Raw genomic sequence first — 26,308 nt, 5'->3', positions numbered from 1 at the left:
CCCGATGGCTTACCAAACCGTAACCATGCGGTTCATGGATTCGCCCCTTTCTTCTGCCCCCGCCTTCGACACCCTGGTACTTGACCGGCGCGCCTGGCCGATGGGCGGGCGGCTGGACTATTGGACCGCGCCCGACGGCTGGGCGATTCGCCGTTATCAACTGGGCAGCGGCGCGCGCGGGCATATGCTCGTGATGGGCGGGCGCGGCGACATGATCGAGAAATATCTGGAGGTGATCGCCCATTGGGCGGCGCGCGGTTGGGCCGTCACCAGCTTCGATTGGCGCGGGCAGGGCGGATCGGGTCGGCTGACGGACGATCCGCTTTGTGGCCATATCGATGATTTTGGCGACTATATCGCGACCTGCGCGCCTTGGCCGACGATTGGCGCGCGCGGGCCAGCGGGCCGCGCGTGATGGTTGCGCATAGTATGGGCGGGCATATGTTGCTGCGGGCGCTGGCCGAGGGAATGACGCCGCCCGATGCGGCTGTCGCGATCGCGCCGATGCTGGGCCTGCACAGCGCGCCGCTGCCGCGCTGGCTGGCGGTGATCATCGCACAGGGAATGATCCGGCGCGGCAAGGGACGGCTGCGGGCCTGGACGCAGAAGGAGGAGTCGGAGCGGCAACGGCGCATGCGTCAGAAGCGACTGACGCATGATCCCGAACGCTATGCCGACGAATTATGGTGGCGCGACCATAGTCGCGAGATTGCCTTGGGGCCGCCAAGTTGGAACTGGGTCGCACAGGCGCTCGAATCGACGCGGACGCTGAGCGAGGAGGACAGGCTGGCGCGGATCACGGTGCCGTTGCTCATGTTGGCGACGTGCGCCGACCAATTGGTGTCCACGCCCGCCATTCGCGCGGCGGCCACCCGGATTCCAGGCGCGCGCCTGCACGTCTATGGACGCGAAGCCGCGCATGAGATTTTGCGCGAGCTGGATGCCGTGCGTCTGGACGCGCTGGCGCGGATCGATGCGTTTCTCGACGAGGCGGCGCGTTGAGCCTGCCCGACATCGTCATTGTCGGCGGCGGTATGGCGGGTGCCAGCCTGGGCGCGGAACTGGCGGCGCATGGCCGCGTGCTGGTTCTGGAGATGGAACAGCAGGCGGGCTATCATGCGACGGGGCGATCGGTGGCTTTCTGGGAAGAAACCTATGGCGGCCCGGCGGTCCAGCCGCTGACCACGGCGTCGGGGCCGATGCTGGCCGCGCCTGACCCGGACTTTCATGACGGTAGCTTCCTGTCGCCGCGCGGGACATTGCATGTCGGGCGGGCTGCGGACGTGGATGCGCGCGACGCGTTGATCGCGGATTTTGCGGGCAAGGTGGATCTGCAGCCGGTCGATCCGGCCGACTATGTGCCCGGATTGCGGCCCGACTGGACGCTGGGCGTGATGGAGGCGAGCTGCCGCGATATCGATGTCGCGGGGCTGCATCAGGCCTGGTTGCGGCAGTTGCGTCGGCGTGGCGGGACGATGCAACTGGGCGCGCGGCTGACGAGCGCACGGCGCGAGGGGCATGGCTGGCGGATCGAAACGCCGGACGGCCCGCTATCCTGCGGATTGATCGTCAATGCGGCGGGTGCCTGGGCGGATGATGTCGCGCGGGCCTGTGGCGTCGCGCCGGTCGGGATCAGGCCGCTGCGGCGGACGGTGGTGCAATTGCGGGTGCCGTCCCTGCCTTCACCCGACCTGCCGTTGGTGATGGACCTGGGTGGCGGCTTTTATTTCAAGCCGGAGGGGCGCGACCGGGTGTGGCTGACCCCGCATGACGAAGTGCCCTCGCCGCCCTGCGATGCCGCGCCGGAGGAAATCGCGGTGGCGCAGGCGGTGGCGCGGTTCGAAGCGGTTGTGGACTGGCCGGTGGCGGGGATCGAGCATCGCTGGGCCGGGCTGCGCAGCTTCGCACCGGATCGCGCACCGGTCTATGGCTTCGATGCGGAAGTGCCGGGCTTTTTCTGGTTCGCCGGGCAGGGCGGTTTCGGCATTCAGACCGCGCCTGCTGCGGCGCTGCTGGCGGCCAGCCTGATCCGGGGCGTTGCACCACCAGACCATCTCGCGGCGATCGATGCTGTCACCTATGATCCGGCCCGGTTTCGATCTTCAATCGCCCGGCTCATGCTTTGAGATAAGATAGCGCCACACGCCGACGGCGTTGATGACGAGCAGGGCGACATTCTGCCAGCCAATCCCTTCGCTATCCTCCGCCAGAAAACCCCAGGCGATCAGCGCGATCGAACTGGTGACGAACAGGATGAACGCCCAGCCGGTGATCCGCCGGCCAAGGTTCAAGGATACGACCAGCGCCGCCAGCGTGGCGGCACCCGCACCATAATATTGCAAAGCGGTGAGTATCGTGTCGGACATGAATCTCTGAACGCCGGGCCAGCGGCATGGTTGCGGTGAGGCAGGCAGCACCCTAGTCAGGCGCGCATGATTGCCAGCATCGACCCGTTCCACGCCATCGCCATCAGCCGCGAAGCCCATGCCCTCGAAGCGCAGGGCCGCTCCATCCTGCATATGGAATTTGGCCAGCCATCGACCGGCGCGCCCGCCGCCGCCATTGCGAAGGCCCATCATGTGCTCGACACCGATCCGATGGGCTATTGGGAAAGCCCAGCGCTCAAGGACCGTATCGCGCAGCTATATGCTGACCGGCATGGCGTGGCAGTCGAGGCTGAGCAGGTGCTGCTGACCTGTGGCGCGTCGCCGGGGCTGGTGCTGGCGCTGACCAGCCTGTTTGCGCCCGGCGCGCGGGTGGCGACGGCGCGGCCGGGTTATGTCGCCTATCGCAATACGTTGAAGGCGCTCTATCTGGAGCCGGTGGAGGTCGGATGCGGTCCGGCCGAACGCTATCAGATCAGCGCCAAGGCGCTGGCGGCGATCTATCCCGCGCCTGAGGGACTGATCCTGGCCAGTCCGGCCAATCCCACCGGCACCATCATTCCCGCCGACGAACTCGCGCGGATCGCGCAGGTCTGTGCCGATCGCGGCATCCGCATCGTGTCGGACGAGATTTATCATGGGCTGAGCTTTGGCGAGCCGGCGCATTCGATGCTGGAATATGCGTCCGACGCCGTGATCGTGAACAGTTTTTCCAAATATTTCAGCATGGCAGGGTGGCGGCTGGGGTGGATCGTGGTCCCGCCCGCCCTGATCGACGCGGCGCGGGCGCGGATGGGCAATTTGTTCCTGACGCCGCCGGTGCTGGCGCAGCAGGCGGGGCTGTCGGCATTCGATTGCGCCCAAGAGTTGGAGGCGCATGTCGAAACCTATCGCCGCAACCGGCAATTGCTGCTCGATGCGCTGCCTGCGCTGGGATTGGCCAGCATCGCGCCGCCCGATGGCGCTTTCTATATCTATGCCGATGTCGGGCATCTGACGCAGGACAGTCTGGGCTTTTGCCAGCGGCTGCTCCGCGAGACGGGGGTCGCGACCGCGCCTGGGATCGATTTCGATCCGGTCGACGGGCACCGCTTCATCCGCTTCAGCTTTGCCGTGTCGACCGACCGGGTCGAGGATGCGATTGCGCGGATGATCCCCTGGTTCGCGGGGCAGGGCGGGGCTTAGTCGCGCGTCCGGTCGAACTCTGCCATCTCATAGGCGATCGACGCTTCGACAAGCTGTTCCCATAATTCAGCCACGATGTCGGCGGGCGCGCCCAGCCGTTCGGCCTCGGCGCAGGCATTGGCGATGACCTGCGCCTTGCGGGCCTCATCGCGCACGGCGCTGCGGTCGGGCTTGATGCGGGCGGCGGCGCGCATATGCGCGAAGCGCTGGGCGAGCAGGGTGACGAGCTGGCGGTCCAGCGTATCGACGCCCGCGCGCACCTGCGCCATGCTGATATAGTCGTCAGGGTTCATGACCGCCGGACTAAGCCGCGCGTCCAGCCCTGTCGAGGGTTGACATGCCCGACCCTTCTCTCCATAGGCGCGCCTTCGCGATTGGTCCCGCATCCCGGTGAAGCGGTGGCCCTGCCCCTGAGTGTTTCGACGCAACACGGACGTAGGCGATACCGGGAATATCGTTGTTAGCAGTTGTTAGGAAATATCTATGACGAAGCGCACAAGCGCCAAGTATAAACTCGACCGTCGCATGGGCGAGAACATCTGGGGCCGTCCCAAGTCGCCTGTTAACAAGCGCGAATATGGTCCCGGACAGCACGGCCAGCGCCGCAAGGGCAAGGTGTCCGATTACGGCATCCAGCTGCGCGCCAAGCAGAAGCTCAAGGGCTATTATGGCGACATCACCGAGAAGCAGTTCAAGAAGAACTATTTCGAAGCGAGCCGCATGAAGGGCGACACCGGCCAGAACCTCATCGGTCTGCTGGAGCGCCGTCTGGACGCCGTCGTCTATCGTGCTAAGTTCGCGCCGACCATCTTTTCGGCCCGCCAGATCGTTTCGCACGGCCACATCTATGTGAACGGCGTGAAGTGCAACATCGCGTCGCGTCTGGTAAAGCCGGGCGATGAGATCACGCTGGGCAAGAAGGCGCAGGAAATGGCGCTGGTGATGGAAGCACAGGCCCTGGCCGAGCGCGACATCCCCGACTATGTCGCCCCCGACGGTGCCGCGAAGGTCAGCTATGTCCGCGTACCGACGCTGGACGAAGTGCCCTATCCGGTGAAGATGGAACCGAACCTGGTCGTCGAATTCTATTCGCGCTAATCGGTTTTCCGACAGACTTACGAAAAAGGGCGGTTCCGCAAGGAGCCGCCCTTTTTCTGTGGGGCGCTACTTTCCCGCCGCGAGCAGGAAGTCAGCGCTTTGCTGCAGCATGTCGCACGCGCGTCGCTGTCGTTCAGGCTGTGCGCTAGCCCATCATAGATGACCAGGCGGCTGCGCTTGCCTGCGCCTTCAAGTTTGCCTTGCATGATTTTTGCTTGGCTGATGTCGACATTGCCGTCGTTCGTGCCGTGAAACATCAGGACTGGGGCGCGAAATTGTGCGGCATGGCTGGATGGCGAAGCGTCTTCGGCCTCCGGGCCAGTGCCCATGCGCTGCTGCTGAACGAGGTAACTGCTGTCATATTGCGCGCGGCGCAACCGATCGCCGAAATCCGTGACGGGCGCGATGGCGACCACCGCCTTGAAAAGGTCGGGGTCGATGACCTGCGCCTGCAGCGCCGCATAGCCGCCATAGGACCAGCCCGCGATGGTCAGCTTTGCCGGATCGGCAATGCCCTGTGTCACTAGCCAGCGTCCGGCGTCCACGACGTCGCCGATCGCCTTGCGCCAGGATCGATAGCCATTTTGCATCAGCCATTGTTCGCCAAAACCCGTCGACCCGCGAAACTGTGGCTGGATGACGGCGAAGCCGCGTGCGGCATAATATTGCACCAGCCAGTCGAAACCCCATTCGTCCCGCGACTCCGGGCCGCCATGGGGCAGGACGATCGCGGGCAGACCCTTGGCGCTTTCCTTGCCGGGCGGCAGCGTCAGATAGGCTGGGATCGTCACCCCATCACTCGCCTTGAAGCTCGTCGATTGCATCGTGGCCAGTTGGCGGCCCGCTAGTTCAGGACGATCCGGCATCAGGGGAGACAATTTGCGCGCCGTCCGGTCGAACAGATAATATTGGCCCGGATCGATGTCGCTGCCGGCCCATACCAGCACCCGTTGTCCATCGCTGCTCATGTCGCCGATGTGAACGGCTTTCCCGCGGAGCGCCTTGCCCAGCGACGTGACGAGCGCGGCGGCTGTTTTGTCGAAATAGACCGCTTCGCGATGCTCCAGCGCATAGCTTACGCCCACGACGCGGCGGTCGCGGCCGACCCGGATCAATCCGGTTACATCGACTTGCGGATGGGCGAAGACGACTTTCTTTTCCTGGCCAGGATCGAGCGCGATCGAGACCAGCGCGTCGCGCCCGTTTGTCTTTTCAAAGCCATAGGCGATATTCTGCTGCGGATCGACGGCGAGGGGATAGAAGCCGCTATTGTCGCGCACGTCATAGGTGGAAAGCTGATCCCAGTCGGACTTGCCTTGAGGGCGATAGAGGAATTTATAGATTCCCTTCGAATAGCCGGTTCCCTTGATCTCCTGGAGTCCCATGATCCGAACTGTGCCGGTGCCATCCGAAATATAATCGACTGCCAATTTGGTCGGTGTTTCAACCCGCTTCCCGCTGCCACTGCGGGTATCGATGCGATCGACGCCGAGCCCCTCCAGCCGCTTCTCTACAAGGCTGCCGATCTTGGCTTCAGGGACATAGGATCGGGTCATCAATATCGCGCCGTCTTCGCCGGGCAGCAAGTCGACAATGTCACCGCCGCGAAAATCGACATTCAACGCATTCGGGCCCCGTCGCTGACTCAGCAGTTTGGCGTTGCCACCCGAAGCATCGATCGCGAAGATGTTGCTGAAGCCATAGACGTCGTCGGCGTAACGGCTTTCGCCATAAATCTGGCAAGCCAGGCGATCGGCCGCGACCCAGTCGCAGCGGGAGAGATATTCCGGTTTGCCGGTGGTGGTCGCCGCCACCGTCAACTCCGCACCTTCCTTGGCCTCCAGCACATAAGCGCGGCTCGTTCGTCCTGGCCCCGCCGAAATCAGTGCGATTTTCTGGCCATCGGGAGAAATGCTGGCGGAAATCACGGTTTCGCGCGCGCCGAAGGCCTTGGCGAGGGCATCAGGTGGCGTTTGCGCCAGCGCGACCGGCGCGGTTCCGGTGGCCAGCACCGCCATGATCATTGCTCTGCGATATCCGATCATGTCCATTCAACCCCCATTGCCCCAGTAACAAATGGCTATGCGAGCGCTGCAGACTTGGCAACGGCCTTGCTTGCCCTGTGTCCCGCACAGTGGCATCACCCTGCTATCACAAGAATAAAGGGTGCCTTTCATGCGTAGCTCCATTGCGGCCCTCACCGCCGTTCTAACTCTTTCCGCCTGTGCCACCGATGGCATGGATGCGCCGCCCGCGTCGGTCGCTGCTGCGCCCAATGCCGCCGAGCCATCGATCGATACGATGAAGCGGCTGGTGCAGGAAATGTCGTCCGATGCCTACGAAGGCCGCGCGCCCGGCTCGGCGGGCGAGGAGAAGACGCTGGCGCTGCTGGTATCGGAGTTCAGCAAACTGGGGCTGAAGCCGGGCAATAAGGGTAGCTGGTTCCAGGACGTACCCCTGGTCGAGATCAATGCCAAGAATGTGTCGCCGCTGACTTTCACGGGCGGCAAGAGTGCGGTCAGCGCCAGCTATGGCCCCGAAATGGTGGTCGGCACTTATCGCACGACCCAGCCGAAGATCGCGGTCAAGGACAGCCCGGTGGTGTTCGTCGGCTATGGTATCAACGCGCCCGAAAAGGGATGGAACGACTATGCGACGTGGATGTGAAGGGCAAGACGGTCATCATCCTGGTCAATGATCCCGATTATGAAGCGACGGGCCTGACTGGGCCGTTCAACGGCCGGGCGATGACCTATTATGGCCGCTGGACCTATAAATATGAAGAAGCGGCGCGGCAGGGCGCGGCCGCCGCGATCATCGTGCATGATACGGTGCCCGCTGCCTATGGCTGGAACGTCGTGCAATCGAGTTGGACCGGCGCGCAGCATGTCGCCGACAGCGCGGACGGCAATGCCAAACAGTCTTCGGCGATCGGCTGGATTCAGAAGGACAAGGCGGCAGCCTTGTTCGCCAGCGCCGGGCTGGACCTGACCGTGCAGATGGCAGCCGCCAAGCGGGCCGGATTCAAGGCCGTGCCGCTGGCCGGGATGAAAGCGTCGGTGTCGTTCGACAATGACCTGCGCAAACATAGTTCGAAGAATGTTGTTGCGCTGCTGCCCGGCAAGACGCGGCCGGACGACTATGTCCTCTACAGCGCGCATTGGGACCATCTGGGCCGGTGCCAGGCCGCGCCCGATGGCGACGATATCTGTAACGGTGCGGTCGATAATGCGACCGGGACGGCGGCGCTGGTGGCGCTGGCGGAGGCCAATGTGAAGGCGGGACCGACCGATCGCAGCCAGGTTTTCCTGGCAGTGACGGCGGAGGAATCGGGACTGCTGGGATCGGCCTATTATGGCAGCAATCCAGTCTTCCCGTTCAACCAGACCGTTGGCGGCGTGAACATGGACGCGCTGTCGGTCGCGGGTCGCGCCAAAAATGTGGTGGTGATCGGCAAGGGCAAGTCGCAGCTCGATGCCTATCTAGACCGCGCTTTGGCGGCGCAGGACCGGGTCGCGACGGTGGAGCCGACGCCGGAGAAGGGCTATTATTATCGCTCCGACCATTTCAGCTTCGCCAAGCACGGCCTGCCGATGCTCTATTTCGAAGGCGGCGAAGATCTGGTCAATGGCGGCACGGCGGCGGGCATGGCTGCGGCGGAGGATTATACCAAGAACCGCTATCATGGGCCGAAGGATGAATATGATCCCAATTGGGACTGGACCGGGGTGCTGGCTGACCTGAAACTCTATTATACGGTCGGCCGCGATCTGGCGAATACGACCGACTGGCCCAACTGGGTGGAGGGCGACGAATTTCGCGCCATCCGCGATAGGGATCGGGCAGGCAAGTAGGGGGCGGCGGACCTATTCCCCGGCCGGGGCATAGGTCCAGTTCTGCGCCCGGCTGCCATCCATATTCGCCGTTTCGGCCATGAGCAGGCGACCCTCCCGCCAGTAGCGGATGCGTTGCGGATAATCATGGGTAGGATTGGCGAAGCTGATGTCCCGCACCCCTTCGGCTATCGCGGGGAAAATGGTCGCCGGTCCGCCTTCGGGCGCGCCGTGAAAGGCGAGCGATCCGTCCGCCGCGCGAACGATGCGCATCACTTCCCAGGATTGCAGCTTTTCCCCGCGCCCGGTGCGCCCCACGCCGATCATCACGCCGCCGCGCGGCAGCGTCCACACTTCCTCGCTCCAGCGATCGTCGCGTTTCTGCACCCATTCCCCGGTCAGCCAATCGGGCAATTCGCCCGCGTTGCCGTGGACAGGCAGCGCCAGCAACAGCGCCGCTATGACCGTCGAAACTCTTCTCTTCATGGCTTCCGCCCTCTGTCCAGACCCGATCCGGCGCGCTATGGAGCGCGCATAACGCCCGCTATCACGGATCGGCCTTTCCGCCGAGTAAGGACGACATTGCATGACTTTCCGTATGCCTGCCGAATGGGCACCGCACGACTGGACCTGGATCGGCTTTCCGACCAACCCGCAGGAATGGCCCGGCGCATTTGACGAAGCGCGGGCGCAGATCGCCGCCTTCGCCAGCGCGCTTCACGCTGAGGGACGCGGCGAAGAGGTGCGGCTGGTCGCAGCGAACGACGGTGATGCCGACGCCGCGCGCGCCTTGGTCGCGCCCGGCGTGTCGATCGTTGTGCAGGCGCTGGGCGACGTGTGGCTGCGCGATACCGCGCCGATCGCGGTGCTGGACGGCAATGCGCGGGCTTTGGTCGATTTCGGCTTCAATGGCTGGGGCGGCAAATATCAGATGGCGGGCGACGAGGATATCGGCGCACGGCTGGCGGCGATGACTGGCTTGCCTACATCGACGCAGCAGTGGGTGTTCGAAGGCGGGGCGGTCGATACCGATGGCACTGGCCTGTTTGTGACGACCGAACAATGTCTGCTCCATCCCAATCGCAACCCGGACCTCGACCGGGGCAAGATCGAGACGCTGCTGGCCGGGAGCCTGGGCCTCTCTGACATGCTGTGGCTGGGTGATGGATTGCTGAACGACCATACCGACGGCCATGTCGACAATCTGGCGCGCTTCGTGGGCGAAGGACTGCTGGCGCTGCCGATCGCAACGACGGAGGATGATCCCAACGCGGCAATCTATGCCGATGCGCGCGCGCGGGCGAGCGCCCATGGCGTGCGCGTGGTGGACATGCCTTCGCCGGGGCGGGTGATCGTCGATGGCGAGGCCATTCCGGCCAGCTACATGAATTTCTATGTCGGCAATGCAGCCGTCATCGTGCCCATCTATGGCCAGCCCAAGGATCAGGCGGCGCTCGATACGCTCGCGCCTTTCTTTCCGGGGCGGGATATTGTCGGGCTGCGCAGCGATGCCATATTGTCAGGCGGCGGCAGTTTTCATTGCTGCAGCCAGCAAATGCCAAGTGTTTAACATCAACCGTTCGGGCTGAGCGAAGTCGAAGCCCGCGCCTGAGCGCAAGCGAAGGCACCTCGCTATCGCTCGGTGGAGCCCTTCGACAGGCTCAGGGCGAACGGAGAAACAGACGATATGACCAAAGTAACCGTTGCAGCGCTCCAGCTCAGCTTTTCGGATGATATGGGCGAGAATATCGCCAAGGTGGCCGAGCATGTGACCAAGGCCGCCGCGCGCGGCGCGAAGATCATCTTGCCGCCTGAACTATTTGAGGGGCCGTATTTCTGCCGTGTCGAGGACGAGGCGCTGTTCGCGCTGGCGCAGCCGACCGACAGCCATCCGGCGGTGCAGGAAATGCGCAAACTGGCCAAGGATCTGGGCGTCTATATCCCGACCAGCTATTTCGAGCGCGACGGCCAGCATCATTACAACTCGCTCGCGATGATCGATGATCAGGGCGAGATTATGGGTGTCTATCGCAAGAGCCATATTCCTGACGGGCCGGGCTATGAGGAAAAATATTATTTCCGCCCCGGCAATACCGGCTTCAAGGTTTGGCCGACCAAATATGGCACGATCGGTGTCGGCATCTGCTGGGACCAATGGTATCCCGAATGCGCGCGGGTGATGGCGCTGATGGGCGCGGAGATGCTGTTTTATCCCACGGCCATCGGATCGGAACCCTATGATGCGGACCTCGACACCAGCCGCATGTGGCGGCGGGCGATGATCGGCCATGCGGTCAGCAATTGCATGCCGGTGATTGCCGCCAACCGGATCGGCGAGGAGGATGGCCAGCGTTTTTACGGCCACAGTTTCATCAGCGACGAATGGGGCGACCTGATCGCCGATGGCGATGCCAAGGATTTCGGTGCGCTGGTGGCGACGCTGGATCTGGCGCAGGCGCGCACCCATCGCGCAGGCATGGGCTTCTTCCGCGATCGGCGGCCGGAGCTATATGGGCGGATCGCGCAGGACATCTGACGCGAGGCAGGCGTCAGCGGCGGAAGCTCTCCGCCGCGGCGCAGGCGAGTTGGTCGGCGCGCTCATTTTCCGGGTGGCCGGCATGGCCCTTGACCCATTGCCAGGTCACCTGATGCCGGGCGGTAGCCTGCACCAATAGCTGCCAGACTTCGGCATTCTTCACCGGTTTGCGGTCGGCGGTTTTCCAGCCATTTTTCTGCCAGCCGAAAATCCATTTGGTGATGCCGTCCATCACATATTTGCTGTCGGTATAGAGCGTCACGCGGCACGGTTTGCTCAGCGCATTGAGCGCTTCGACAGCGGCCATCATCTCCATCCGGTTATTGGTGGTCTGCGCCTCGCCGCCGGATATTTCCTTTTCCTTCGCGCCAAAGCGCAGCACCGCGCCCCAGCCGCCGGGGCCGGGATTGCCCTTGCACGCGCCATCGGTGAAAATCTCTACGGTGGGCAGGTCGGTCATGCTGTCTCCTCCGATCGCGTCGAAAGAGGCGATCGGATCATGGGTTATGCGCCGAGCAGGTCGGCTGCGTCGGCGTTGGCGTAGAAGTCGAGCCGCCGCAGATAGGCCAACGGATCCTTGCGCGTCACCAGCGCATCGGCGGGCGTGTTGATCCAGTCATAGGCACGGGTCAGCAGGAAACGCAGCGCCGCACCCCGGCACAGGACCGGGAAGGCTGCTCGTTCCGCATCGGTCAGACCGTGCGTCTGCGTGTAGCCCGCACCCAACGCCTTCGCCCGGTCGCCAAAGAAGGTCGCGCCGTCATGGCTGAACGTCCAGGCGCTGTGGGTGATGGCCAGATCATAGGCGCGGACATCGGTGCAGCTGAAATAAAAGTCGATGAGGCCAGTCACCCGGTCGCCCAGCATCAGCACATTGTCGGGGAACAGGTCGGCATGAATGACGCTGCGTGGCAGATCGGCGCGCCAATGGGCGTCCAGATACGCCAGTTCGTCGGCGACCCGTGCGGCAAGGCCGGGAGCGATCTGGTCGAAATCCGCGCCGCATTTGCGCGCCAGATCATGCCAGCCCGCCTTGTCGAGTGCGTTGGGGCGCTCGCTTGCAAAGCCGTCGGCCGCCCGGTGCAACTCGCCCAGCGCTGCGCCTGCGGCGCGGGCTTGCGCCGGGGTTGGCTCGGTCACGGAAATGCCGGTCAGAAACTCGATCAGGCAGGCGGGGCGTCCGGCCAGTTGCTGCAACCGCTGGCCGCTATGATCAGCGATGAAGCGGGGGACAAGGCAGCCGCGCGCGCCCAGATGGTCGAGCAGGTCCATGAAGAAGGGCAGATCGGCCTCATCCACCCGCTTTTCATAGAGGGTCAGAATGTAGCGATGGCCCGACCCGTCCGCGCCGGTGGTTTCGAGCAGATAATTGCTATTCTCCACCCCTTCGGCGATCCCCTTGGCGGAGACGAGGCGACCGGCGTCATAGCGGGTGAGAAAGGCGTCGATCTCTTCGGCGGGCACCTGGGTATAGACGGCCATGGATCAGACGGCCTCCAACCCGCGCGGCAATTTGAAGGCGATGCTCTCGCGCGCGGTTTCCACGATTTCCTCGGTCACGGTATAGCGCGCCGCGAGGCCATCCACGACTTCGCGTACCAATATTTCCGGCGCGGACGCGCCTGCGGTCAGGCCCAATGTCGTCACCCCGTCGAGCCAGGCGAAGTCAATGTCGTCGGCGCGCTGGATCAGGCGGGCGCGGGTGCCTTCACGCTCGGCGACCTCCACCAGGCGCAGCGAGTTGGAGCTATTGGGCGCGCCGATCACATAAAGCGCATCGCAGCGGGGGGCGATCGCCTTGACCGATGTCTGGCGGTTGGAGGTGGCGTAGCAGATATCCTCGCCCTTGGGCGCGGCGATGTCGGGGAAGCGGCGCTGCAGGACGGCGACGATCGCGGCGGTATCGTCCACCGACAGCGTCGTTTGCGTCAGGAACGCCAGATTGTCGGGATCGGTCGGCGCGAAGGCTTCTGCGTCCTCCACCGCTTCGATGAGCGTCATCGATCCGTCGGGCACCTGGCCGAACGTGCCGATAACTTCGGGATGGCCCTTATGCCCGATGAAGAGGATGTGGCGGCCCAGCTCCACCTGCCGTTCGGCCTGGCGATGCACCTTGCTGACCAGGGGGCATGTGGCGTCGAGATAGGACAGGCCGCGTTCCTCGGCCTTGGCCGGGACCGCCTTGGGCACGCCATGGGCGGAAAAGACGACCGGTACGCCATCGGGCACCTGGTCCAGTTCCTCGACAAAGATCGCGCCCTTCGCCTTCAGGCTGTCCACCACATATTTGTTGTGGACGATTTCATGGCGGACATAGACCGGCGCGCCATAGGCTTCGATCGCCTTTTCCACGATGATGATGGCGCGGTCGACCCCGGCGCAAAAGCCGCGCGGGGCGGCGATCAGCAGGGTCATTGGCGGGCGGGCGGCGGTGGGCTCGGTCATGTCTTCGCGCTTAGGCGAATGTAGGCCACGAGGAAAGCCGCTTCCTTCCGGTTGCGTGGGCGGCGGCGGATGGATAAGGAAGCGCGATGCTTTCGGCCGATGGGCCATGCCAAGGATTATCTGCCTGTGCCAAGGAACGTCTGTCTGTCTCGTATCGCCCTGACTGCAATGCTGGCTGTTACTCTGGCGGGCTGTTCGCGCCGGGGGGAAATCGATGCGTCCGGCGGCATCGTTGCGGTGCGTTCGGCCTGCCCGGTGGCGGCGGTGCCGGCCTATACCGGGGACATCACGCTGTTCAACCCGGCCAATAGCACGGATGCCTCGGCGATCGATGTGGTGGCGAACATCACCGACCTGCGATCGACCTGCACCGACGGCGCGCAATTCTATACCGAAGCGACCTTCACCGTGAATGCCCGGCGCAGCGACGCAAGTGCCGCGCGGCAGGTGACACTGCCCTATTATTCCGCCGTTGTGCGTGGCGGCACTGCCGTGGTCGCCAAGCGGGTGGGCCAGGTTACGCTCAATTTCGCGCCCGGCGATTATCGCGCCAGCGCGCAGGCGAAGGCCGCATCCTATGTCGAGAAATCCTCGGCCACGCTGCCCGCCGACATTCAGGCGAAGATTGTCCAGAAGCGCAAGGCGGGCGACGCCGATGCCGCGATCGACCCCTTCGCCCAGCCGGACGTCAAGGCGGCACTGGCGCGAACCAGTTTCGAACTGCTGGTGGGGTTCAACCTGACCCAGGATCAGTTGCGATATAACGCGACCCGTTAAGAGCGAACGCAGTATGCCGTTCGCCCTGAGCTAGGTCGAAGAGGCGGTCTTTCCTGAAAAAGGAAGGACAGGGATAGAAGCGTTCCCCGGCGAAGGCCGGGGTCCAGTCCCAMGCTYCGAACTGGACCCCGGCCTGCGCCGGGGAACAGCTTTGATGGGGCAGCCTTAGGCTCAGGCCAGCCCGACTTCCTTCAACGGCACGCTGGAATCGGCCAATTGCGTCAGGTCGAGCGCTGCGCCGGACAGGACATGCGCGCGGCCCTGGACATAATCCTTGACCATGTTGACGCAATCGAGCGCGATGACCTTGCCGCCTTTCAGATAGACGACGGAGAAACTGCGCGTCGCCGGGTCGCCGCGGGTGATCGCCTGATCGAAGCCGGTGGAGAGGCCCACGGTCTGGAGCTTGAGATCATATTGGTTGGACCAGAACCAGGGCACGGCATTATAGGCTTCTTCCTTGCCCAGGATGTGCGCCACCGCGACCTTGGCTGATCATTGGCATTCTGCACCGATTCCAGCCGCATCTGCGCGCCACCGGCAAAGCGGTTGGCATGGGCGGCGCAATCGCCCACGGCATAGATGTCGGGCAGGCTGGTGCGGCAATATTCGTCGACATCGACGCCATTGCCACCCGCCGCGCCCGCCGCGATCAACGGGCCGGTTTCAGGGATGATGCCGATGCCGACGATCACCATGTCGGTCTCGATCCGCTCGCCATCTTCCATCAAGACGGCAGTCGCCTTGCCGTCGACCACTTCGATGCAATCCATCCGCGCGCCCGTGCGCAGATCGACGCCATGGGCGCGATGCTCGGCTTCGTAGAAGCGCGACAATTGTTCGCCCGCGACCCGCGCCAGCACCCGGTCGAGCGCTTCGAGCAGCACCACCGTCTTGCCGAATTTGGTGAGGACGGCGGCGGCTTCCAGGCCGATATAGCCGCCACCGATGATCGTGACATGATGGATGCTGTCGAGCTTTGCCATCATCGCATCGACATCGTCGCGGCGGCGCACGGCATGGACGTTGGACGCATCCGCACCGTTGCAGGTCAGCATCCGGGGGCTGCCCCCGGTACACCAGATCAGCTTGCCATAGCCGATTTCCTCGCCGCCGACCGTGACGAACTTGCCGATCGGATCGACGCTCTTCACCCGGCGGCCCAGCAGCATGTCGATATTGCGCTCGCCCCAGAAGGTGGCCGGGCGGATCAGGATGCGGTCGAAACTCTTGTCGCCGGCGAAATATTCCTTGGACAAAGGCGGGCGTTCATAGGGCGGGTCTTTTTCGTCGCCGATCATCGCGACGCTGCCTTCGAACCCATGCTGGCGCAGCGAAATCGCCGCCTGCGCCCCGGCATGGCCCGCACCCACGATCAGAACATCATAATAGCTCATCGGCCCGCAATCCTCTTTATCCCTTTGCGCCGCTGATAGGCGGGGTGTCGCAGGCGTTGCAAGGGGGATGTGCGATGATGGCGGACCGACGGGCGGGTGTCGAGGCCAGCGGGAAAGATCAATCCACCGCCTTGTGCAGGACGACCCTGTCCAGCGGCTCGCCCGTTGCGGTGAAGGCATTATAGGTCAGGGTCGCCGGGCTGACGTCGATGACCTGATAGGCCTGCGTGCGTGAGGCGGACTTTTTGGCCCAGGGCAGCGAGCCGACGTCATACATTTTAGGGCCAGCGACGGACACGGCATAGGTCGCCCCCGCATCGTCGGCGGCAGGGCCGTCAGGGCCGATGGCACCGCGCGCATAGCCATGATCATGGCCCTGCAGCACCAGATCGACCTTATATTTGTCGACCAGCGGCTTGAGCGCGGCGCGCACCTTGGGATTGTCGCGGCCAGGTTCGCTGGAGAAGAGCGGAAAATGCAGGAACAGCACGGTCCAGCGGCTGGGATTATTCGCCAATAACCCGTCGAGCCACTGAATGATGGCCTTGCGCGCTATCGGGTCTCGATCCACCTGCATGGAATCGATCGAAATCAGGCGCAGGCCCTGATAGTCGGTGTACCAGTTGGTTTCGCGGCTGGCGGGCACGTCGGTCGGGCCGTTTTCGGGCAGGGTGAACTGGCGACGCCATTGCCCGTTGATCGAGGAGCCAGCGCGGGCGGCTTCATCCTTGCCATATTCATGGTTGCCGGGCGTCGGCATTTGCGGGGTCTGGGCATAGAGGAAGCCCCCTGAGGCGAACCATTCGCCCCATTCGGCATCGCTGTCATGCCTGTTGATAAGGTCGCCGGCGTGGATCACGAAGGCGGCGTCGCCCGCCTTGCGGAACGCCATGCGCAGCGTGCGCGAGGCTTCCGACAAGACATTATTCTGCATGTCGCCCAGATAGATGAAGCGGAACGGGGCGTCGGTTTTGGCCGCCGTGTGGAATTGCAGCCATTCGGACCAATGCGTGCCGTCGCCCACGCGATAGGCATAGACGGTGTCAGGCTCCAGGTCTTTGAGCACTGCCGCATGATAGGCCGCGCGGAAGGCCGGATCTTCCCGCACGGCCAGCGTCGCGTCGTCGGTGACGGCGGCCAGGGTCATGGGCGCCTTGACATAGTCGGGACTGTCGGTGGCCTTTGCATATTGCACCTGGCCGCTCAGCCCCGGTGCCGAGCGCCAGCTGATCGCCATCTCGGTTGCCGGATCGGCGGTGAGATTGAGGATGATGCGTTCAGGCTGCACCGTCGCTGGCGCGAGCGGCACGGCGGTTGCCGTCGGCGTTTCCGCCGCCTTCGCCGAAGCGAAGGCGGCGGTGCCGAGCAGCAGAGCCAGGGTGAGGGCGTGGAGCTTGCTGGTCATCATCTGTCCCCTCAGAAGATCAGGTTGAGGCCGAGCGTCATGCTGCGCCCGTTCTTGATATAGGCGCGGCTGGCACCCTGGCCGGTCGATACGGTCTGCCAGTAAGTGTGCGAGTCGAAGAGGTTCTGAACCTGGAACTGGATCGACGACTTCTTCATGAACGTCTTGCGGACGGTCAGGTCGACAAAGCTATAGGCTTGCTCATAGGGGTTATTGCCGAAATCGTTGATGCCGCCCAGGAATTTGGACTGATAATTCCATGCGCCATAGATTTCCCAGCCCTTGCGTGCCCAGAACAGCTGCAGGTTGGCGATCGTTTCGGGCGTTTCCATCAATGGCAGGCTGTAACCCTCCGGGTGCCACGACAGGCCGGTCACCGCCGTGGAGCGTTGCAGCGTTACGTTGCCGCCAACGCCCAAGGAACCAAAGATGCCCGGAAGCCAGTGCAGCAATTGCTGGCCGCTAATCTCGACACCATAGACTTCCGCCGACTTGCCATTGTTGGGCATGGAAATCGCGACGCCGGTGGGATCGACATTCTCGCCCAGCGTGCCGTTGCGGATGTTGCTGGACGAAGAACGGAACAGGAAGTTGGTGATGCGCTTATAGTAGAGCGCAACCGAATAGGCACCGGTGTTGCCCGCATAATGTTCCAGCGACATGTCGACATTGACCGATCGCAGCGGCTTGAGGTCCGGGTTCCCCTGCTCGATGCCCAGCAATACCCAGTCCGACGTGTCATTCTGCGTGCCATCGCCATCGGGGTCGGTGTCATAGCTATATTCGCGCGCCGAACTCATGCGGGCGATGTCGGGGCGGGCGAAGCTGGTCCATACGGCGCTGCGCAGCTTGGTCCTGTTGTCGAAGTCGTAATTGACGTGGATCGAAGGGAGGACGTTGGTGAAGCTGGACCGGTCGGTCGTGTAGCGTGCGCCCTGTACTTGGTCGAGATTATAGGCATCGATGGTGTTGCGTGTGGTTTCGACGCGCACGCCGCCGATCACCGTGGCCTGGCCAAAGCGCGCGGTGGCCATCGCATAGCCCGAAATGACCCGTTCGTTGAAGCGGAAGCTGTCTTCGTCCGATATTTCGGCATTGGAGGGATCGACGGCGAAGCCTTCGAATATGGAGCTTTCACCACTTTCGGCGCGCTGCAGTTCGGCCAGCATCTTGGCGTTGTCGATCGTCGTGCCAAGACGGTAGAGGCCGCTATAGGTTCCCCCGAACAGGCTATCCACATTCGTGCCGTAGAAGTTCGAAAAGTCCGCAAGCGTGCCATCGGCATCGAGTTGCAGGAACGAACCGGAATAGGTGCGGCGCTTGGAATCATAGAATTTGCCGCCAGCCTTCACTGAGTCCAGCCAGTCGATGTCCGGTTTCCACTGGAGGTTCATTTGCGCCTGCCACAGCTTTTCGCTGCTGCCGCCCACTTCGCCTTCCAGGCTGCTGAAGGCATATTGCGACGGATCCTGCACGCCGTTCATGCCTGCGTCGTTGAGCAGCCATTTGGGATAGCGCGCGTCGCCCGAGCTGGAAAATAGCACGCCCTTATTGCCGAGCCAGCCATATTTGTCGCTGCGGAACTCCATCGTATAGCCATCGTCCAGATTGTCGTCCGACTGCGAATAGGAGACATCATAGTCGATCGTCACCGTGCCCAGCCGGGAGATACCGCCGACATTGGCGGAGGCCAGGTTGCCGCTTTCATTGGTGGCTTCCCAGAATCGACGCAGGCGGAAGCCCTGCGGATCCCAGGTGCCGGAGCCGCCGTTCAGGCTGTAGAAGGATCGAGCCGAGCGGTCGGCATCGGTGATCCGTCCGTCACGGTCGCGGTCGACGATCTGGGCGGCGGTATAGCCGTAGATCCGCCCAAGCTTGTTGTCATAGCCAATGACATTGTCGTCCGGCTGGCCAAGCGACGTGTCGTCCGTATCCACCTGCGATAGGCGGGTGGAGTTGCGGCCGGTGTCGTTGCGGAAGTTCAGGCGGTTGAGAAATTCCTTCTTCTGATATTTGGCATATTGCCCACGGACGTGGAGGTCATGATTGTCCGAGCGATAGTCGATGCTGGTGTTACCGCCCCAGCGCTTGACGTCGGTTTCGCCAAAACCCAGGTCCATGCCGCGCATGACGAAGCGATTGGGATCCCAGCCCAGCGTCTCGCTATCATCATACCAGGTGTCCGGCTGGTTATCGCCATCGACGCCATTTTGTTCGAACTGCGATTTGCGGCGGCTCCAGTTCGCGGAAACGTAGATGCCGAAATTGTCGTTGAACTGGCGCGAGACGGCCCCCGAAATCTGGCTCGACTTGCGATGATCATATTTGTCCAGCATGCCGCCTTCAACCGACAGGCGGAAGTAGGTCGGATCCTGGTCGAAGGCGGTCGGCGTCGAAATGTCCACCGACCCGCCCAGCGCATCGCCGTCGCGGTCGGGGGTGAGCGTCTTGTACACGGTGATCTGCTTGATGCCGTCTGGCGGCAGGACCGACAGGCGCACGCCGCGGTAGAAATTATCATCGCGCGATCCTGCGCCGCCCAGGCGCACGCCGTTGATCGAATAATTGTTCAGTTCGGTCGACAGGCCACGCACCGTGATGCGATCGCCCTCGCCCGTCGTTGCGCTGCGCACCGCATTGACGCCGGGCAGGCGGGCGAGCGCTTCGGACACGTTGTTGGCGGGCAGCTTGCCCATATCGTCGGCCATGATGGTGTCGGACACGGTGTCGTTCTGGCGCTTGATGTCGAGCGCCTTTTGCGCCGCTTCGATATAGCCGGTGACGATGATCTCGCCGTCCACTTCGCCCACGGGTATCGCCTTGGCCGGGGCAACCGCTCGGACGGGGCCACGCGGCGTGCGGTCGGCCATGGCGACGGGGCGAATCTTGACCGGCAGCGGCTTGACGATGATCGTCCCGCTGCGGTTCTGGGCGGTGACGTTCGCGCCGCCGATCAGCTGCGTCAGCGCGCGTTCGGCCGACATCGTGCCCGATACCGGCTGGCTGCGACGACCGCGCATCACGTCGGGCGAGGCGGCGACCGGCATGCCGGTCACGCGCGAATATTCCTGCAGCGCGCGGGCAAGATCCTGCGCCGGAATGGCAAAGGCGTAGGTGCGTGCGCTTACGGCGTGCGCCTCGGGCACGGCGGTGACGCCGCCGACAAGTGTCGCGCAGGCAATCGCCAAAAGCGAAGCGGCAGGCTTGGTCATTCGAAACATGTGTAAAAGAACCCCCAGTTCAGAAATCATTCTGGGGGAAGACGCGGCTTGGTTCCAAAACCCGACAAATATTTATTATTTCATTTCAATGACTTATTGATGAAACTTTAGAGGCGGTGGATTAGCGTGAGAGGATGTAGCGGTCGCCATCCTCTTTCCAGCGCAAGTCATGGATGGCCGCGACCGCGTCGAGCACCGCCGCAGGCCGGTTGGTCTGGAACCGTCCGCTCACCAGCAATTCGCCAAGGGCAGGGTCGGCCAGCGCGATGGGCCGGGGCGACGTGCGGTTGAGGCTCTGGATGAGTTGCCGGACGGGGGTGCCTTCCGCCTCGTACCAGCCCTCGGTCCAGCCGGGGCGCTTGGCCTTGATCCCGTGCAGGCTGCGCACACTGTCGCCCGACACTTCCAGCCCGTTGCCGGCCGGAAGGCGCCACCGGCGGCCATGGCCTGCATCAACGCTGACCAGCCCGCGATAGACCTGGACGACCTGGGTATCGTCATCGATCCGATCGACGTCGAACGCCGTTCCCAGGACCGAGACGCTGGTGCCGCCGGTATCGACGGAAAAGCCGCGCAGCCGCTCATGCGCGACATCGAAAAACGCCTCCCCCTGTTCCAGCGCGACGTGGCGCGACCAGGGGGTGATGCGCACGGCGATCCGCGTGGCGCCGTTCATCCTGACCTTCGAACCGTCCGCCAGGGCGACCAGCCGCGTTTCGCCGCGCGGCGTCGCGAAATCGGTTTCCTTGATGACCAGCCGGGGGCCGACGAGCAGGGCGAGGGCAAGACACAGGCCGACCGCGCCCATGGCCGCCATCCGCCGCCAGCCGTGGCGGGACTGGCTCTGGCTGTCATCATCGTTGCAGGCCGTCGGGGCTGCACCCGCCTGCGCAAGTGCGCGATCAAGACCGTCGGACTGCCAGATGGCGCTCAGGCGCGCATAGGCGTCGATATGGCGCGGATCCTTGAGGATCCAGCGGTCGAACTCGGCCGCCATCTCGGCACCCTGAACGGGGCGGCTCATGCGGTCGATCCAGCGTGCCGCCTGTGCATCGATGTCATGACATTCGCTGCCCATCAGTCCTGCCCCATCAGATCGACACCGGCCTGCTCCAGCGCCTTGCGCAAGTCGATCATGCCACGCGTGATGTGCTTTTCCACGGCTTTGGCGCTGAGCGACAGGTCTTCGCCGATGGCACGGCAGCTTTCCTGGTTCAACCGTCGGCGGATCAGCACTTCGCGCCGCAGGGGCGGCATGCGCCGAAGGCAACGGTGGAATATGGCGATCGCCCGGCGCGAATCGAGAATCCTGTCGAGCGAGGGCGCGTCACTCTGCCAATCGGCATCGACTTCGTCGGAGAGTCGCCGTTCGCGGCGGTGCATGTCGATGATCAGATTGTCCGCGATGCGGAAGGCGAGGGCGAAGAGGCTGCTGATCTGCTGCGTGGCGCTCAGTTCAACCAGCCGGGCCACGGTTTCCTGCGCGACGTCGTCGGCGATATCGGGCCGCCCGCTGCGGCCCCGGACATAGCGCAGTACGGCGGTCTGCACTGCGTCCCATTCATCCGCACGCTTTACGTCCGCCAACGGCGCGTCCGAATTCCTGATCGACGAAAGCACACAACCCCCAGCCCGCGAAAGCGGCGTGACTAATCATGCTGCATGACATTTTCATGATTATGCAGCGGCACTGCGCCACCCGGTCGATGGCGTCTTACCGAAGCCCCGCAACGCAGGCGCGGCGCGACGGCTCCATCGCCGTCGCGCCGCGCACTCCGCCTCAGTCGACCGATTGCAATTTCGGCGTCTTGGCATCGGCCGCCAGCGCGAATGCCGCGATCTGACGCTCGCTATAATCGCGCGCGAAGATGGTCGACATGGCGATATAGGCGGCATGGGCCTTTTGCGGGGTCAGCGTCAGCAGGATATAGCCCTTGGCGCGCTGGTCGCACAGCAGGACTTCGTCATTCGCCTTGGCCAGCAGGTCGCCGATCGGCAAGGCGGGCATGGCGTCGCCGATCGACGGGCTGGTGATGCCCGTTGTGCCGAACTCCACGGCGACGGGACGGCCTGCATCGTCGGCCAGGTCATTGGCCCAGAAGGCATGGCTGTCGCCCGACAGGACGAGCGGACGAGCGCCCGATTGCCGGAAGCTCGCATATAGCCGCTCGCGCGCGGCGGGATAGCCATCCCAGGCGTCCAGGTTGAAGGGCAGGCCGGCGCGGTAGCCGCCTGCGCCGCTTCGACGCGCGGGCGCAGGGACGGGTCCAGCGTCGCCAGCATCCCCTTGGCCTTATCCGCTCCGAATAATTTGGCCATGTCAGGCCCGGCGACCCGCGCCATCACCACCTGATTGCCCAATATCTGCCAGGGCTTGCCCGCCGCGACCGATGCCGTCAGCCCCTGTTCGAGCCAGGCCCGTTGCGCTTCGCCCAGCAATTCGCGATCCGCGCGGTTGCGCGTCGCCAGCACCGCCGCAATCTCCGCCGCGCCGGGCGTCTCGCCCTTGAAGGCCGCGCCTTCGTTGCGGGCGAGCAGCCGCGTCTCGACCATCATCAGCGTTGCCAGATCGCCGAAATCGAAGCTGCGGTTGATCGCTTCCCAGGGATTGCCATCCTGCGCGTCGCGGATCGGCATCCATTCGAAATAGGCCTGCATCGCGGCCGCCTTGCGCGCCTTCCAGTCGCCTTCGGTGGCGGGCTGGTGATTTTCCGCGCCGCCGATCCAGCTGTCATTGGCGGTTTCATGATCGTCCCAGACGCAGATGAAGGCGGCGCGGGCATGCGCGGCCTGCATGTCGGGATCGCGCTTATATTGAGCATGGCGGATGCGATAATCGGCCAGCGTCACGACCTCATGGGCGGGCTCGGCGATGCGACCGAGCTTGCTGCCGATCTCCGCGCCATAGCCGTCTGCGCCATATTCATAGATATAGTCGCCCAGATGAATGACCGCATCGACCCGGTCACGCTGCGCGATCGACCGATAGGCGTTGAAATAGCCACCGGCATGAAGCTGGCAGGACACGACGGCGAAGACGGCGTCTTGGGTCTTGCCCTGGGGCAGGGTGCGGAAGCGGCCATTGGGTGAGCGCGTGCCATCGGCCGCTTCGAACCAATAGACATAATCCTGTCCCGGCTTCAGCCGCTTTGGCTCCACCTTGACCGTGAAGTCGCGCGCGGGGCGGGCCTGCGCCTCGCCGCTTTCGAGCGGCTTGGCATCCGCGCTTTGCGCCACATGCCAGCGGACCGGGATGGGCGCGGCATGATCGGCATTGACGGGCGTGACGCGCGTCCACAAGATTGCGCCTTGGGCCGTTGGATCACCGCTGGCCACGCCATGGTCGAAGCGCACCGCTGCAGCTTGCGCAGCGGTCGCGCCGGTGGAGGAGAAGGCAGCGCCAGCGCCGATCAGGCCCAGCGCGGAACGGCGATCGACCCTCATTTCGCACCGCCGAAGCGGAAGCTGGCCGACACGCCGTAGAAGCGCGGCTCGCCCGCGATGAAGGTCGGCATGCCGAGCCCGTCGCCGGTATTGCCCGCATCCTTGATATAGGCCTTGTCGAACGCATTTTCGACGAAGGCCTCGACGCGCCAGCCACCGCCGGGCGCTTCATAGCCGAGCCGGGCATTGACCAGCGCATAGCCCTTCTGCTTTTCGTCCTGGATATTGTCCGCGACCAGCGCGGCGGGCGGCTGTTGCAGGTCGGCGCGGTCATTGTCATCGTCGAAGAAGACCGCCGATTGCCAGGTGATGCTGGGCGAGAAGGCAACGCGACCGGGCCCTGCAGGCACGCTCAGGATCGCGCCCAATGCCGTGCTATGGTCGGGCGACAGGCGGAAGCGGTTGCCCTCGCGAATGCCCGCCTTGAAGCGGCTATGGTTGTAGCCATAGCTGGCATAGAGGCTCAGCACATCGCTCGGCACCCAGCGCGCCTGGCCTTCAAAGCCATAGCTTTCGGCCTTGCCCGCATTGGTGGTAATGATCTGCGTGCCCTGCTGCACGCTCGTCTGGAAATTATCATATTGGTAGAAGAAGGCTGACCCGTCGAGGAACAGGGTGCGGTCCATCAACGCAGTCTTGACGCCGACTTCATAGCTGTCGACCGTTTCGGACGGCAGCACGGCAAAGCTAGTCGCACCAAAGGCGCGCCAGGTCCGGCGGGGGCCAGGATTTCGGGACGGCGTCCGCGCGCATAGGTGGCATAGAGGCTGGCGTCGGCGCTCGGCATGTAGCGCGCGGTCAGGCGCCAGGAGAAGCCGCCACTCTTGTTGCTCGCGCTGTCGATACCGCCATTGCCCGCGGTCGGCTGGTTGGCGAGGCCAAATAAGGGCACGGGGTAGGCGGCCGACGGCGGGATCGACGCTGCGCCGGGTACGGACAGCGCATTGAGCAGCGCGGTGCGGACGGCGGCGGGCTGGCTGAGCGCGCCGATCACGCCGCCCAGGATCGACCGGCCGTTGAGGACCGACGCGCTATAGCTGCTGCGCTTGTCGTCATGGCTGTAGCGCAGGCCACCGCCAAGCTCGAACTGGTCGGTGACGCGCACGGTGACGTCGCCGAACAGGTCGACGGCCTTTGTGCTGGAACTGTTGGTGGCGGTTTCCATATGGTTGGACTTGAGGTTCGCGGCGATCGCCTGCGCCTGAGCCGCTGACAGCGCGATGCCGTTGGCGGCGGCGACGCCCTGCAACAGCGCACCGGTGAAGGCGGGGCTGGCGAACAGGGCGGCGGGGGCAGGATCGGTCGCGGGACGGCCGGGGATCGCGCCGCCGCCGTTCAGCGCACCGGCCAGACGGGCAAGCAACACGCGCTCGTCAAGCTGGGCAGGGGTGCGCTGATAGCCGTCTTCGTGGAAATAGCTTGCGCCCATGAAGGCGGTCAGCGGGCCGCTTTCATAGGTCAGGCGAAATTCCTGGCTGGTCTGTTCGCCATGCGCCCGCTCGGCCGCCGTCAGCATCGGCAGCGAAATGCCGTCGGCGTCGAAGATTTCCAGCGTGTCGAACTTGCGGAAGGCGGTGATGGAGGTGAGCGTGAACTGATCGCTGAGCTTAAGGTTGGCGAAACCGGTAACGCCCCAGACCTGACGATCGAGGCCCAGCGCCTGCCCCCCTTCGAAGCCAGCCCCAGGGGCCAGCGCCGCGCCGCTGTTGCGGCCCCGGTCGCCGATGACGGCCCCGGTGGTGGGGTCGGTCGGGTTAAAGGCGATCGACTTGAACGCCGTGCCCTCCGGCGTATCCTTCTGATAATTGCCGATCAGGTCGAAGCTGAGCGCGCCCGCCTCGCCATGGAAGCTGCCGCGCAGCGCATAGGTGTCGGCCGAGTTGAAATCCTCGCCGCCCGACAGATTTTCGATGAAGCCGTCGCGCTTGCGCACGCGCCCGGCCAGGCGGATCGCCATGTCGTCGTTCAACGGCGCGTTGACCATGCCTTCGGCCAGCCAGGCATTATAATTGCCATAGGATGCCTTGCCCGCCACTTCATAAGCGCCAAGCTGCGCCTTGTTCTGCACGATATTGACCGCGCCGATCAGCGCGCCGCGACCATAGAGCGTGGATTGCGGCCCCTTGGCGATTTCGACCCGGCTGATGTCGAACAGTTCGACATAGGAACCGCGCGACTTGGAGATGGAGACGCCGTCCTGAAACACCGACACGCGCGGTTCGTTGAACGCGCTGCCGCTGTCGGAGGTGATGCCGCGCATCACGAAGCCGGGATTGTTGGGCGATTGGTTCTGAACCACGAAGCCCGGCACATAGCGCGACAGCTCTTCAAATTCCTCGATACCAAAGCGATCAAGCTGCTCGCTGCCGACCGAGGTCAGCGCGAACGGCACTTCGATCGGATCCTGCTCCCGCAACTGGGCGGTGACGACGATCATATCGTCCCGCTCGGCGACGGGTGCCTGAGCATAGGCGACGGAGCAGGACAGCGCGGTAAGGCTGGATGCGGTAAGCGCGAGAATATGAATTTTCATGGTACGGACCCCTTTGAAAAGAGGCGCTAGGCGCTGTGTATGAAAGGCCT

General features: G+C 63.9%; 19 protein-coding genes and 5 pseudogenes. 8 read left to right on the top strand and 16 right to left on the bottom strand.

Features of this window, described 5'->3' with window-relative positions; all coding sequences use genetic code 11:
- Positions 1 to 25 precede the first annotated feature (25 nt).
- Together BF95_RS00490 and BF95_RS00485 are read left to right on the top strand one after the other, a co-directional pair.
- Positions 26 to 1,002: pseudogene (locus BF95_RS00490) on the top strand (alpha/beta fold hydrolase).
- Positions 999 to 2,126, top strand: coding sequence for an NAD(P)/FAD-dependent oxidoreductase (locus BF95_RS00485; RefSeq protein WP_043148616.1), 1,128 nt, complete (start codon positions 999 to 1,001; stop codon positions 2,124 to 2,126). Before BF95_RS00490 ends, BF95_RS00485 begins: the two are co-directional and overlap by 4 nt.
- Here BF95_RS00485 and BF95_RS00480 read toward each other — a convergent pair.
- A complete protein-coding gene (locus BF95_RS00480; protein WP_043148615.1) occupies positions 2,103 to 2,366 on the bottom strand; it encodes a hypothetical protein in 264 nt (87 codons plus the stop codon). The two genes, BF95_RS00485 and BF95_RS00480, sit on opposite strands and share 24 nt — an antisense overlap.
- 66 nt (positions 2,367 to 2,432) lie before the next feature.
- Between BF95_RS00480 and BF95_RS00475 the strand changes: the two genes are divergently transcribed.
- Positions 2,433 to 3,569 carry a pyridoxal phosphate-dependent aminotransferase gene (locus BF95_RS00475; protein WP_043148614.1) on the top strand — a complete coding sequence of 379 codons (1,137 nt, stop codon included), beginning with the start codon at positions 2,433 to 2,435 and terminating at the stop codon, positions 3,567 to 3,569.
- Here BF95_RS00475 and BF95_RS00470 read toward each other — a convergent pair.
- Complete coding sequence (locus BF95_RS00470) at positions 3,566 to 3,862, bottom strand: chorismate mutase (RefSeq protein WP_043148613.1); 297 nt, start codon at positions 3,860 to 3,862, stop codon at positions 3,566 to 3,568. The two genes, BF95_RS00475 and BF95_RS00470, sit on opposite strands and share 4 nt — an antisense overlap.
- A 190-nt stretch (positions 3,863 to 4,052) precedes the next feature.
- Here BF95_RS00470 and rpsD point away from each other — a divergent pair, with 190 nt between their 5' ends.
- The gene (gene rpsD / locus BF95_RS00465; protein ID WP_037476595.1) at positions 4,053 to 4,667 is read left to right on the top strand and encodes a 30S ribosomal protein S4; all 615 of its coding nucleotides are present in this window, start codon (positions 4,053 to 4,055) and stop codon (positions 4,665 to 4,667) included.
- Positions 4,668 to 4,733: 66 nt separating this feature from the next.
- Here the strand turns inward: rpsD and BF95_RS00460 are convergent.
- Positions 4,734 to 6,691: pseudogene (locus BF95_RS00460) on the bottom strand (alpha/beta hydrolase family protein).
- A 151-nt stretch (positions 6,692 to 6,842) separates the two neighbouring features.
- On the opposite strand from BF95_RS00460, the pseudogene BF95_RS00455 reads away from it, so the two are divergent.
- Positions 6,843 to 8,521 (top strand): annotated as a pseudogene (locus BF95_RS00455) (M28 family peptidase).
- A gap of 12 nt (positions 8,522 to 8,533) precedes the next feature.
- Here BF95_RS00455 and BF95_RS00450 read toward each other — a convergent pair.
- Positions 8,534 to 8,986, bottom strand: a complete 453-nt coding sequence (locus BF95_RS00450) for a DUF6265 family protein (protein WP_043148612.1) — start codon at positions 8,984 to 8,986, stop codon at positions 8,534 to 8,536.
- A gap of 100 nt (positions 8,987 to 9,086) precedes the next feature.
- Here BF95_RS00450 and BF95_RS00445 point away from each other — a divergent pair, with 100 nt between their 5' ends.
- Together BF95_RS00445 and aguB are read left to right on the top strand one after the other, a co-directional pair.
- Entirely contained in the window at positions 9,087 to 10,070 is a 984-nt protein-coding gene (locus BF95_RS00445) for an agmatine deiminase family protein (protein ID WP_043148610.1), read from the top strand.
- A gap of 117 nt (positions 10,071 to 10,187) precedes the next feature.
- Entirely contained in the window at positions 10,188 to 11,036 is an 849-nt protein-coding gene (gene aguB, locus BF95_RS00440; protein WP_043148608.1) for an N-carbamoylputrescine amidase, read from the top strand.
- A 13-nt stretch (positions 11,037 to 11,049) separates the two neighbouring features.
- Here aguB and rnhA read toward each other — a convergent pair whose 3' ends face one another.
- Genes rnhA through ispH form a run of 3 tightly spaced genes read right to left on the bottom strand, consistent with a single transcriptional unit; the run spans position 11,050 to position 13,481 of the window.
- Positions 11,050 to 11,496, bottom strand: coding sequence for a ribonuclease HI (gene rnhA / locus BF95_RS00435; RefSeq protein WP_037476600.1), 447 nt, complete (start codon positions 11,494 to 11,496; stop codon positions 11,050 to 11,052).
- A 44-nt stretch (positions 11,497 to 11,540) separates the two neighbouring features.
- Positions 11,541 to 12,518 carry a homoserine kinase gene (gene thrB, locus BF95_RS00430; protein WP_043148606.1) on the bottom strand — a complete coding sequence of 326 codons (978 nt, stop codon included), beginning with the start codon at positions 12,516 to 12,518 and terminating at the stop codon, positions 11,541 to 11,543.
- 3 nt (positions 12,519 to 12,521) lie between these two features.
- On the bottom strand, positions 12,522 to 13,481 hold the full coding sequence (gene ispH / locus BF95_RS00425; protein ID WP_043148605.1) for a 4-hydroxy-3-methylbut-2-enyl diphosphate reductase: 960 nt from the start codon (positions 13,479 to 13,481) through the stop codon (positions 12,522 to 12,524).
- A gap of 168 nt (positions 13,482 to 13,649) precedes the next feature.
- On the opposite strand from ispH, the gene BF95_RS00420 reads away from it, so the two are divergent.
- Positions 13,650 to 14,258, top strand: a complete 609-nt coding sequence (locus tag BF95_RS00420; RefSeq protein ID WP_043148783.1) for a hypothetical protein — start codon at positions 13,650 to 13,652, stop codon at positions 14,256 to 14,258.
- Positions 14,259 to 14,429: 171 nt separating this feature from the next.
- Here the strand turns inward: BF95_RS00420 and BF95_RS00415 are convergent.
- From BF95_RS00415 to BF95_RS00385, 9 genes and pseudogenes are all read right to left on the bottom strand, one after another.
- A pseudogene (locus tag BF95_RS00415) lies at positions 14,430 to 15,655 on the bottom strand (NAD(P)/FAD-dependent oxidoreductase).
- A 118-nt stretch (positions 15,656 to 15,773) separates the two neighbouring features.
- Positions 15,774 to 17,060 (bottom strand): purple acid phosphatase family protein, encoded by a 1,287-nt coding sequence (locus BF95_RS00410; RefSeq protein ID WP_200866854.1) that lies wholly within the window; start codon positions 17,058 to 17,060, stop codon positions 15,774 to 15,776.
- A gap of 11 nt (positions 17,061 to 17,071) precedes the next feature.
- Positions 17,072 to 20,272 carry a TonB-dependent receptor gene (locus BF95_RS00405; RefSeq protein WP_235209492.1) on the bottom strand — a complete coding sequence of 1,067 codons (3,201 nt, stop codon included), beginning with the start codon at positions 20,270 to 20,272 and terminating at the stop codon, positions 17,072 to 17,074.
- A gap of 130 nt (positions 20,273 to 20,402) precedes the next feature.
- Complete coding sequence (locus tag BF95_RS25425) at positions 20,403 to 21,359, bottom strand: FecR family protein (RefSeq protein WP_051519781.1); 957 nt, start codon at positions 21,357 to 21,359, stop codon at positions 20,403 to 20,405.
- Positions 21,359 to 21,868 carry an RNA polymerase sigma factor gene (locus tag BF95_RS00395; RefSeq protein ID WP_051519806.1) on the bottom strand — a complete coding sequence of 170 codons (510 nt, stop codon included), beginning with the start codon at positions 21,866 to 21,868 and terminating at the stop codon, positions 21,359 to 21,361. Before BF95_RS00395 ends, BF95_RS25425 begins: the two co-directional genes overlap by 1 nt.
- Positions 21,869 to 22,061: 193 nt before the next feature.
- A complete protein-coding gene (locus tag BF95_RS30210) occupies positions 22,062 to 22,484 on the bottom strand; it encodes an alkaline phosphatase D family protein (protein WP_268747129.1) in 423 nt (140 codons plus the stop codon).
- Between the two features lie 170 nt (positions 22,485 to 22,654).
- Positions 22,655 to 23,725: pseudogene (locus BF95_RS30205) on the bottom strand (alkaline phosphatase D family protein); the annotation flags it as partial.
- Positions 23,722 to 24,405 (bottom strand): TonB-dependent receptor domain-containing protein, encoded by a 684-nt coding sequence (locus BF95_RS30200; RefSeq protein WP_268747126.1) that lies wholly within the window; start codon positions 24,403 to 24,405, stop codon positions 23,722 to 23,724. The gene BF95_RS30200 and the pseudogene BF95_RS30205, both read right to left, overlap by 4 nt.
- Complete coding sequence (locus BF95_RS00385) at positions 24,351 to 26,258, bottom strand: TonB-dependent receptor (RefSeq protein ID WP_268747125.1); 1,908 nt, start codon at positions 26,256 to 26,258, stop codon at positions 24,351 to 24,353. The genes BF95_RS30200 and BF95_RS00385 overlap by 55 nt, the downstream gene beginning before the upstream one ends.
- Positions 26,259 to 26,308: the final 50 nt, after the last annotated feature.

The organism is Sphingobium sp. Ant17, from assembly GCF_000588875.1.
Lineage (GTDB): Bacteria > Pseudomonadota > Alphaproteobacteria > Sphingomonadales > Sphingomonadaceae > Sphingobium.
The sequence above is the reverse complement of the archived record's forward strand: the minus strand, read 5'-3'. Positions and strand labels throughout refer to the sequence as shown.

Bases quoted from the DNA above. Each gene is read 5' to 3' on its own strand.
- BF95_RS00450 (WP_043148612.1), bottom strand. From the start codon at position 8,986: ATGAAGAGAAGAGTTTCGACGGTCATAGCGGCGCTGTTGCTGGCGCTG.
- BF95_RS00445 (WP_043148610.1), top strand. From the start codon at position 9,087: ATGACTTTCCGTATGCCTGCCGAATGGGCACCGCACGACTGGACCTGG.
- BF95_RS00420 (WP_043148783.1), top strand. From the start codon at position 13,650: ATGCTGGCTGTTACTCTGGCGGGCTGTTCGCGCCGGGGGGAAATCGAT.
- rnhA (WP_037476600.1), bottom strand. From the start codon at position 11,496: ATGACCGACCTGCCCACCGTAGAGATTTTCACCGATGGCGCGTGCAAG.
- BF95_RS00470 (WP_043148613.1), bottom strand. From the start codon at position 3,862: ATGAACCCTGACGACTATATCAGCATGGCGCAGGTGCGCGCGGGCGTC.
- rpsD (WP_037476595.1), top strand. From the start codon at position 4,053: ATGACGAAGCGCACAAGCGCCAAGTATAAACTCGACCGTCGCATGGGC.
- ispH (WP_043148605.1), bottom strand. From the start codon at position 13,481: ATGACCGAGCCCACCGCCGCCCGCCCGCCAATGACCCTGCTGATCGCC.
- BF95_RS00410 (WP_200866854.1), bottom strand. From the start codon at position 17,060: ATGACCAGCAAGCTCCACGCCCTCACCCTGGCTCTGCTGCTCGGCACC.
- BF95_RS00385 (WP_268747125.1), bottom strand. From the start codon at position 26,258: ATGAAAATTCATATTCTCGCGCTTACCGCATCCAGCCTTACCGCGCTG.
- aguB (WP_043148608.1), top strand. From the start codon at position 10,188: ATGACCAAAGTAACCGTTGCAGCGCTCCAGCTCAGCTTTTCGGATGAT.
- BF95_RS00405 (WP_235209492.1), bottom strand. From the start codon at position 20,272: ATGACCAAGCCTGCCGCTTCGCTTTTGGCGATTGCCTGCGCGACACTT.
- BF95_RS00480 (WP_043148615.1), bottom strand. From the start codon at position 2,366: ATGTCCGACACGATACTCACCGCTTTGCAATATTATGGTGCGGGTGCC.
- BF95_RS25425 (WP_051519781.1), bottom strand. From the start codon at position 21,359: ATGGGCAGCGAATGTCATGACATCGATGCACAGGCGGCACGCTGGATC.
- BF95_RS00475 (WP_043148614.1), top strand. From the start codon at position 2,433: ATGATTGCCAGCATCGACCCGTTCCACGCCATCGCCATCAGCCGCGAA.
- thrB (WP_043148606.1), bottom strand. From the start codon at position 12,518: ATGGCCGTCTATACCCAGGTGCCCGCCGAAGAGATCGACGCCTTTCTC.